This window comes from Mycobacterium sp. IS-1556 (assembly GCF_001499985.1).
In the GTDB taxonomy this organism is placed as follows: domain Bacteria; phylum Actinomycetota; class Actinomycetes; order Mycobacteriales; family Mycobacteriaceae; genus Mycobacterium.
This window is the reverse complement of sequence record NZ_LQIM01000026.1, coordinates 1-5474: the sequence shown is the minus strand read 5'-3', so window position 1 is coordinate 5474 and position 5474 is coordinate 1. Positions and strand designations below refer to the sequence as shown.

The following is a 5474-nucleotide window of genomic DNA, read 5'->3' as shown; positions in this document are numbered from 1 at the left end:
GCGGGTGTGTTGTTTGAGAACTCAATAGTGTGTTTGGTGGTTTTTGTTTGTTGTTGTTTTTTGCCTGCCTCTTTTTCCCGTTTAGGGGTGGGTGTTTGTGATGCCAGTTTTTGGTGTCTTGCTTGGTCAAATGTTTCTCTGATTGGCCTTTTTGGGTTTTGTTTGGAGAGTTTGATCCTGGCTCAGGACGAACGCTGGCGGCGTGCTTAACACATGCAAGTCGAACGGAAAGGCCCTTTCGGGGGTACTCGAGTGGCGAACGGGTGAGTAACACGTGGGTGATCTGCCCTGCACTTTGGGATAAGCCTGGGAAACTGGGTCTAATACCGAATATTCCCTGCCGGTTGCATGGTTGGTGGGGGAAAGCTTTTGCGGTGTGGGATGGGCCCGCGGCCTATCAGCTTGTTGGTGGGGTGATGGCCTACCAAGGCGACGACGGGTAGCCGGCCTGAGAGGGTGTCCGGCCACACTGGGACTGAGATACGGCCCAGACTCCTACGGGAGGCAGCAGTGGGGAATATTGCACAATGGGCGCAAGCCTGATGCAGCGACGCCGCGTGGGGGATGACGGCCTTCGGGTTGTAAACCTCTTTCAGTACCGACGAAGCGGAAGTGACGGTAGGTACAGAAGAAGCACCGGCCAACTACGTGCCAGCAGCCGCGGTAATACGTAGGGTGCGAGCGTTGTCCGGAATTACTGGGCGTAAAGAGCTCGTAGGTGGTTTGTCGCGTTGTCCGTGAAAACTCACAGCTTAACTGTGGGCGTGCGGGCGATACGGGCAGACTGGAGTACTGCAGGGGAGACTGGAATTCCTGGTGTAGCGGTGGAATGCGCAGATATCAGGAGGAACACCGGTGGCGAAGGCGGGTCTCTGGGCAGTAACTGACGCTGAGGAGCGAAAGCGTGGGGAGCGAACAGGATTAGATACCCTGGTAGTCCACGCCGTAAACGGTGGGTACTAGGTGTGGGTTTCCTTCCTTGGGATCCGTGCCGTAGCTAACGCATTAAGTACCCCGCCTGGGGAGTACGGCCGCAAGGCTAAAACTCAAAGGAATTGACGGGGGCCCGCACAAGCGGCGGAGCATGTGGATTAATTCGATGCAACGCGAAGAACCTTACCTGGGTTTGACATGCACAGGACGCCGGCAGAGATGTCGGTTCCCTTGTGGCCTGTGTGCAGGTGGTGCATGGCTGTCGTCAGCTCGTGTCGTGAGATGTTGGGTTAAGTCCCGCAACGAGCGCAACCCTTGTCTCATGTTGCCAGCGGGTAATGCCGGGGACTCGTGAGAGACTGCCGGGGTCAACTCGGAGGAAGGTGGGGATGACGTCAAGTCATCATGCCCCTTATGTCCAGGGCTTCACACATGCTACAATGGCCGGTACAAAGGGCTGCGATGCCGTGAGGTGGAGCGAATCCTTTCAAAGCCGGTCTCAGTTCGGATCGGGGTCTGCAACTCGACCCCGTGAAGTCGGAGTCGCTAGTAATCGCAGATCAGCAACGCTGCGGTGAATACGTTCCCGGGCCTTGTACACACCGCCCGTCACGTCATGAAAGTCGGTAACACCCGAAGCCGGTGGCCTAACCCCTTGTGGGAGGGAGCCGTCGAAGGTGGGATCGGCGATTGGGACGAAGTCGTAACAAGGTAGCCGTACCGGAAGGTGCGGCTGGATCACCTCCTTTCTAAGGAGCACCACGATGTTTGGGCCGGCCCGCAGATCGCGGATCCTCCGGTGTCCCAGACGGATTCGTTGGATGGCCCCACACCTGTAGTGGGTGGGGGTCTGGTGCACAACAAACATTGAGCCGCTACGGGTTTTAGCTTCGGCTGAGATGCGGTGAGGGATTGCCAGACACACTATTGGGCTTTGAGACAACAAGCCCGCTATCTCTTCGTCCCGAGTGTGGGAAACCGGAGGTGGTGTCGATCCCGGTCGGGGTTGGCGTTGTTGTTGCCCTGCTTTGGTGGTGGGGTGTGGTGTTTGATTTGTGGATAGTGGTTGCGAGCATCTGGCGCGCAAAGGGGTGCTGGTCTTCCGTTGTGGGGGCTGGTGTTTTTTTGTGTGTCGAGATAATGCAATTTTATTCTTCCGAGAATTTTTGATCTGTTTTGTGTGTAAGTGTTTAAGGGCGCATGGTGGATGCCTTGGCACTGGGAGCCGATGAAGGACGTGGGAGGCTGCGATATGCCTCGGGGAGTTGTCAACCGAGCGTGGATCCGAGGATGTCCGAATGGGGAAACCCGGCACGAGTGATGTCGTGTCACCCAACGCTGAATATATAGGCGTTGGGGGGGAACGCGGGGAAGTGAAACATCTCAGTACCCGTAGGAAGAGAAAACAATAGTGATTCCGTAAGTAGTGGCGAGCGAAAGCGGAGGATGGCTAAACCGTGTGCATGTGATACCCGGCGGGGGTTGTGTGTGCGGTGTTGTGGGGCGTTTCTTCCCGAGGTCCGCCGGCCTGGGCGAAAGTGATCAACCGTTGGGTTAGTTGAAGTGGTCTGGGATGGCCTGTCGTAGAGGGTGAGAGCCCCGTAGACGAAAACTTGGCGGCTTTCGTGAAATGTTTTCCCCGAGTAGCAGCGGGCCCGTGGAATCTGCTGTGAATCTGCCGGGACCACCCGGTAAGCCTGAATACTTCTCAGTGACCGATAGCGGATCAGTACCGTGAGGGAATGGTGAAAAGTACCCCGGGAGGGGAGTGAAAGAGTACCTGAAACCGTGTGCCTACAATCCGTCAAAGCCCCCGATTTTTCGTGGGGTGATGGCGTGCCTTTTGAAGAATGAGCCTGCGAGTCAGGGACATGTCGCGAGGTTAACCCGGGTGGGGTAGCCGCAGCGAAAGCGAGTCTGAATAGGGCGTATCCAAACAACAGTGTTTGGTGTAGTGGTGTGTTCTGGACCCGAAGCGGAGTGATCTACCCATGGCCAGGGTGAAGCGCGGGTAAGACCGCGTGGAGGCCCGAACCCACTTAGGTTGAAGACTGAGGGGATGAGCTGTGGGTAGGGGTGAAAGGCCAATCAAACTCCGTGATAGCTGGTTCTCCCCGAAATGCATTTAGGTGCAGCGTCGCATGTTTCTTGTTGGAGGTAGAGCTACTGGATGGCCGATGGGCCCTACTAGGTTACTGACGTCAGCCAAACTCCGAATGCCGACAAGTCAAAAGTGTGGCAGTGAGACGGCGGGGGATAAGCTCCGTGCGTCGAGAGGGAAACAGCCCAGATCGCCGGCTAAGGCCCCTAAGCGTGTGCTAAGTGGAAAAGGATGTGCAGTCGCGAAGACAACCAGGAGGTTGGCTTAGAAGCAGCCACCCTTGAAAGAGTGCGTAATAGCTCACTGGTCAAGTGATTGTGCGCCGATAATGTAGCGGGGCTCAAGCACACCGCCGAAGCCGCGGCAGCATAGATTATTTCTATGTTGGGTAGGGGAGCGTCCTGCATCCGGTGAAGCCACCGAGTGATCGAGTGGTGGAGGGTGTGGGAGTGAGAATGCAGGCATGAGTAGCGATAAGGCAAGTGAGAACCTTGCCCGCCGGAAGACCAAGGGTTCCTGGGCCAGGCCAGTCCGCCCAGGGTGAGTCGGGACCTAAGGCGAGGCCGACAGGCGTAGTCGATGGACAACGGGTTGATATTCCCGTACCCGTGTATGAGCGTCCCTGACGAATCCATACCGCTAACCACCCAAAACCTGCTCCACTGATCCCTTCGGGGTGACGGGAGCGGGGGCTGCGTGGGACCCGTGTGGGTAGTAGTCAAGCGATGGGGTGACGCAGGAAGGCAGCCGTACCAGTCAGTGGTAATACTGGGGCAAGCCGGTAGCACGCGTGATAGGCAAATCCGTCACGCATATGTGTGAGAGGTGATGCATAGCCGAGTGAGGCGAATTCGGTGATCCTATGCTGTCGAGAAAAGCCTCTAGCGAGCGCATACACGGCCCGTACCCCAAACCAACACAGGTGGTCAGGTAGAGAATACCGAGGCGTACGAGTGAACTATGGTTAAGGAACTCGGCAAAATGCCCCCGTAACTTCGGGAGAAGGGGGACCCCCACACCGTCAACCCACTTGCTGGGGGCAGCGGGAGGGGGTGGCACAAACCAGTGAGAAGCGACTGTTTACTAAAAACACAGGTCCGTGCGAAGTCGCAAGACGAGGTATACGGACTGACGCCTGCCCGGTGCTGGAAGGTTAAGAGGACCCGTTAACCCGCAAGGGTGAAGCGGAGAATTTAAGCCCCAGTAAACGGCGGTGGTAACTATAACCATCCTAAGGTAGCGAAATTCCTTGTCGGGTAAGTTCCGACCTGCACGAATGGCGTAACGACTTCTCAGCTGTCTCAACCATAGACTCGGCGAAATTGCATTACGAGTAAAGATGCTCGTTACGCGCGGCAGGACGAAAAGACCCCGGGACCTTCACTACAACTTGGTATTGGTGCTCGATACGGTTTGTGTAGGATAGGTGGGAGACTATGAAGCAGTCACGCCAGTGATTGTGGAGTCGTTGTTGAAATACCACTCTGATCGTATTGGGCCTCTAACCTCGAACCGTGGAACCGGTTCAGGGACAGTGCCTGGTGGGTAGTTTAACTGGGGCGGTTGCCTCCTAAAAAGTAACGGAGGCGCCCAAAGGTTCCCTCAACCTGGACGGCAATCAGGTGTTGAGTGTAAGTGCACAAGGGAGCTTGACTGCAAGACGAACATGTCAAGCAGGGACGAAAGTCGGGACTAGTGATCCGGCACCCCCGAGTGGAAGGGGTGTCGCTCAACGGATAAAAGGTACCCCGGGGATAACAGGCTGATCTTCCCCAAGAGTCCATATCGACGGGATGGTTTGGCACCTCGATGTCGGCTCGTCGCATCCTGGGGCTGGAGCAGGTCCCAAGGGTTGGGCTGTTCGCCCATTAAAGCGGCACGCGAGCTGGGTTTAGAACGTCGTGAGACAGTTCGGTCTCTATCCGCCGCGCGCGTCAGAAGCTTGAGGAAACCTGTCCCTAGTACGAGAGGACCGGGACGGACGAACCTCTGGTACACCAGTTGTCCCACCAGGGGCACCGCTGGATAGCCACGTTCGGACAGGATAACCGCTGAAAGCATCTAAGCGGGAAACCCCCTCCAAGACCAGGCTTCTCACCCATCAAGTGGGATAAGGCCCCCCGCAGACCACGGGATCGATAGACCAGACCTACACACCCAGCAATGGGCGCAGGGAACTGGCACTAACCGGCCGAAAACTTACACACACTCGCAACCACACACCATCCACGAACACCCCAAACACGTGTTCACACCCCACCACCAAAAACACTTCCCCCGAACAAACCCGGGGGACACTAAAAAAAGTGAATAGAGTTACGGCGGTCAATAGCGGCAGGGAAACGCCCGGACCCATCCCGAACCCGGAAGCTAAGCCTGCCAGCGCCAATGATACTGCCCAACCCGGGCGGAAAAGTAGGACACCGCCGAACACAAATTA

The 5474-nt window shown here is 56.6% G+C and carries 3 rRNA genes; all 3 read left to right on the top strand.

The annotated features are described in order from the left end of the window. The first annotated feature begins 159 nt into the window (after window positions 1-159). The 3 genes from AU187_RS16385 (at window position 160) to rrf (ending at window position 5466) form a co-directional block, all read left to right on the top strand. Window positions 160-1682 (top strand): 16S ribosomal RNA (locus tag AU187_RS16385). Between the two features lie 431 nt (window positions 1683-2113). Next, window positions 2114-5241, top strand: a 23S ribosomal RNA gene (locus tag AU187_RS16380). Window positions 5242-5351: 110 nt separating this feature from the next. Continuing rightward, window positions 5352-5466: ribosomal RNA gene (gene rrf, locus AU187_RS16375) — 5S ribosomal RNA — on the top strand. The 16S, 23S and 5S rRNA genes sit together here, the layout of an rRNA operon. Window positions 5467-5474 lie beyond the last annotated feature (8 nt).